Raw genomic sequence first — 4155 nt, forward strand, 5'->3', positions numbered from 1 at the left:
TCCCCGCGTAGGCGGGGACCCAGAATCGTCAGCCGACCGCAGACGGTGCGCACGGCGCACCCTACCGAACCCGATCGCGGCTTTTCACCGCCAGGTCGAGGGCCTTTTGCATATCCAGTCGCGCGGAGCGGCCGACGTCTTTGTTATTGAGGTCGTAGTTGCGCTCGGACGGCAGAATCGGCGCGGTCAGGTCTTCGGCATCGGAAGGTTCGAAGTCGAAGTTCTGGCCGATGGTCAGGGCGCTACGGCGCAGCAGCATGCGCACTTGGTCAGGGTGTAGCGCGGGGTTGATCGACAGCACCGCGGCAATAATGCCGGTGACCATGGGCGTGGCGTACGAGGTACCGCAGTGGGCGTCGCCAGCGGCATCAGCCTGCACGGTGGAGGCGTGGGCGCAGGCGGCGGCGGTGATATCCACACGCATATCGCTGTTGGAGGAGTTGCGTTTAACCACGTAGGCCGGGTCTTCGACCGGCACATCGTTGCCTTCGCTGCGCTGATGGCCACCGACCACAAACAGCTGGTCGGTGATAAACGAGGAGGGCAGGCGATATTCATCGGCGCCGGAGAATGACGAGCCATTGCCGGCAGAGTTCACCACGATTACATCCGGGTGCTTGGCGCGTAGCCAGAGAAAGAACTCTTCGAGCAGTTCTTCATAGCCATTCATGGCCAAACCAGAGCGCACCAGGGAGTCGATTTCATCGCCCTTGATGTTTTTTGCGCCGACGCGGTGAATGCCCCAGCTCCAGTTCAGTACCCGCACGCCGTCTTCCACCAGATTGACCGATGCGGCGATATTGGCGGTGATGCCGGCGTCGGAATTGCGCTCGACAATCACCTCAAAGCCCGGCCCGGCGCCGTCCAGACCACGGAGAAAGCCGGTGTTGCCACCCTTGTCCCAACGCGCAGCGAGAATGCCGGACACCGTGGTGCCGTGGCCATCGGGCTTGTCGGCGTCACGGGCGTAAACGCGGGTGTGCGGTTTGCCATCTTCGCGCTTGGCGGCGCCCAGATAGTCTTGGAAATCAGCGGTGTCGAAGTCGACATTACGCTCGATCACGCCAATACGAATGGGCGTGGTCGGCACCGGCTTGTGTGGCGACGGGATACGCCGCTGGTAGTAATTCACCGCATCGAGAAAGCGATTGGCGGCCCATTCATCGCCGGTCGGTTTTTCTTGCGGCGGCTGTTTGCCGGCGGCCAGATCATCGTTTGCGCCTTCGCCTTCTTCAGCGCCCGACTCTTCGATCACCACGGCATCCACGCTGACTTCAGTACCCAAGCGCAGCACCAAGGCATCGCGCTCCAGCAGGTTTTTTGCTGGCAGGCGAAGCTGGTAGGTGTTGAGCGGCGGGATGGCGCCAACTACCTGGGCGTTGTACTTCTTGGCCAACTGCTGGGCCGTGCTCAGGCCGTCGCTGTCTTCCTCGATGATCAGGCTGACCAGGTCGGTGTAGGTGGTCAGGCCGTCCATATTCTTCGCCACTTCATCGGGCTTGGCCGGCACCACATGGCTGCTGTTGAGCGACAGCCACACCGGGTTGCTGGCCGCGCCTTGTTGCTCCAGCCATACCGGCGCGCTTTTGTAGCGCTTGGGGTCAAGCTGCAGGCGCAGGCTTTGTTTGTCGCGCTGCACGGCGCTGTCGGGCAACGCTTCGCCGCCCAACAGCACGCGCACGGCGCCGGTTTGTAGACCGTTAGTACGCAGGCAGATGTCTTGGCGCTGGTTGTTCAGCAGGTCACCGCAGCGCTGCAGATTGACCAGGCGTAACGGCTCGGCGGCAACGCTGGGCAAAGCACTGGCAAGCAAGGTTAGGGCGAGGATAGCGAGGGGTAAAACAGGCATCGGGAGAGGGCTCTGCGGCTGACCGGTAGTGGTGTGTGACGCTGCGCTTGGGTCAATGGTTCAGCCGATTTGCCGTCCCAGGCGCTGGGGCAGCTATGCTTGAAACAACGATGCCCAGACCAAGGAGGTAGCATGTCTCGCTTGCTGCACGCCTTGTTCTGGCTACTAAGCCTGCCGGCGTTTGCCGATCCTTTTCGCATTGGCTTTGGCACCAACAAGCCGCCCTATGTATTTGAAGCCGACGGCAAGGGGTTGGAGTACGACGTGGTCCAGGCTGCGCTGCGCAGCGCTGGCTACGATATGCAGGCCTATTTTGCGCCGATGGAGCGCCTGCACTTAATGCTGTCGCGCGGCGATATCGACTGCATCGCCACCACCAACGAGTTGAGCGGCGTGGCCGCCTACTACTCCGATCCCTACATCGAGTACCACAACACCGCTGTGGCGCTGACCTCACATCATGTGCAACTCAACAGCCTGCAAGACCTGCGCAACTATTCGGTAAGCGCCTTTCAGCGAGCGCGCTTTTTGCTCGGGCCCGAGTACGCGCAGGCCATGGCTGAGCATCCAAACTATCGCGAGGAGGCGCAGCAGGTGACGCGTAATCGCTTGCTGTATAGCGGGCGTATTGACGTGATCATCGGCGACCCCAGGGTGATCCGCTATTTCAACCGCGATGTGCTGGATCAGGTGGACATCAGCCAGCCGCTGACCTGGTATCCGCTGTTTCCACCGACGGCCTATAAAGTGGGCTTTCGCTTTCAGATTCAGCGCGACCAATTCAATTTGGGCTTGGCGGCGATTCGGCGCAGTGGCGAATACACGGAGATTGAGCGGCGGTATGCAGATTATTAGAGGGGGCGTTGCGCACCAAGCAATGCCTACCTAAAGGCCGCGGCGCGCACACCGTATGCATGCCGGCACGCCGTACAAAACCCATTCTGTAGCTTGCCGTTGCAATTGCAGCCGGCCGGCGCGGCGTTTTTTTGCCAGTCTTTTGCGACTTTCGAACTTCGATGTGGGGGCGGGCGATGCTGCAAAGAACACTGGCGGTAGCAGCTTTATGGTTGGCGGGTAGCGCAGCGATGTTGCACGCCGAGGAGAATTTTCAGCAGGCCAGCGAGCGCGGCACGTTGCAGGTGGAGTATCTGCTGAGTGATCTGCAAAACCCTTGGGGAATGGTGTTTCTGCCCGATGGCCAGGTGTTGATTACCGAGCGCTCGGGCAGGTTGCGCTTGGTTACAGCGGATTTCACCGGTAACTCGCAGGTGGCTGGCGTGCCCGACGTGTTTAGCCGTGGTCAGGGCGGTTTGTTGGATGTGGCGGTGTCGCCCAGCTTTGACCAGGACCGCTGGGTGTATCTGGCGTATGCCGAAGCTGGCGATGACAAGCTGGCCGGAACGGCGGTGGGGCGCGGCACGTTATCCGCCGATAACAGCCGTTTGGACGACTTTACGGTGATCTTCCGCCAAGAGCCCAAGCTATCCACCGGCAACCATTTTGGCTCGCGCTTGGTGTTTGATAACGAGGGCCATCTGTTTATTACCCTGGGCGAAAATTACCAGCGTATGGCCGCGCAGGATCTGGGCAAGCTACAAGGCAAGGTGGTGCGCTTGAATGCCGATGGCAGCGTGCCGCAGGACAATCCGTTTATTGGCAAGGCCGGGGCGCGTAGCGAAATCTGGTCCTATGGCCATCGCAATGCCCAAGGCGCGGCGCTTAATCCATGGACCGATGCGCTGTGGCTGCACGAGCATGGGCCGCGTGGCGGCGACGAAATCAATATTCCGCAGGCGGGCAAAAACTACGGTTGGCCGTTGGCGACCCACGGCACTGACTACACCTTGCTGCCGATCAGCGAAGCCAAGGGCAAGACCGCGCCCGGCACCGAGCCGCCTCACCACGTTTGGGAAAAGTCTCCGGCCATCAGCGGTATGGCTTTTTATAACGCTGAGCGTTTTGCCGGCTGGCAGCACAACCTGTTTATAGGCGCGCTGGCAGATGAATCGCTCATTCGTTTGGAGCTTAAAGGTAACGAGATCGTCCATGAGGAGCGCTTGCTTAAGGACAAGCTCGGGCGCATCCGTGATGTGCGTCAGGGGCCCGATGGTTATCTGTATGTGCTGACTGACGCCGCCGCTGGCAGCTTGGTGCGCATCGGCTTGCTGGAGTAGCGGGGGGTTAGAGGTCGACGCGTTCCTCGCTCGCTTCTTCTGGCTCGGCCGTTTCGGCTTGGGCGCTTTCTTCGGTTTTTTCCAGGTCGAGTAGGTCGGGTGGCAATAGCGGTTCTGTCACCACGCTGAAGT

Annotated in this window: 3 protein-coding genes; 2 read left to right on the top strand and 1 reads right to left on the bottom strand. The window is 60.6% G+C overall.

The features are described 5' to 3' along the window. Window positions 1-61: 61 nt before the first annotated feature. Window positions 62-1849 (bottom strand): S8 family serine peptidase, encoded by a 1788-nt coding sequence (locus AAAB16_RS25375; protein WP_340665852.1) that lies wholly within the window; start codon window positions 1847-1849, stop codon window positions 62-64. Window positions 1850-1981: 132 nt separating this feature from the next. Here AAAB16_RS25375 and AAAB16_RS25380 point away from each other — a divergent pair, with 132 nt between their 5' ends. Then, window positions 1982-2704, top strand: a complete 723-nt coding sequence (locus AAAB16_RS25380; RefSeq protein WP_340665853.1) for a transporter substrate-binding domain-containing protein — start codon at window positions 1982-1984, stop codon at window positions 2702-2704. 230 nt (window positions 2705-2934) lie between these two features. Further along, complete coding sequence (locus AAAB16_RS25385) at window positions 2935-4023, top strand: PQQ-dependent sugar dehydrogenase (protein WP_340665854.1); 1089 nt, start codon at window positions 2935-2937, stop codon at window positions 4021-4023. Window positions 4024-4155: the final 132 nt, after the last annotated feature.

Origin of the sequence: Pseudomonas sp., from assembly GCF_037994325.1 — a bacterium.
GTDB lineage: Bacteria > Pseudomonadota > Gammaproteobacteria > Pseudomonadales > Pseudomonadaceae > Aquipseudomonas.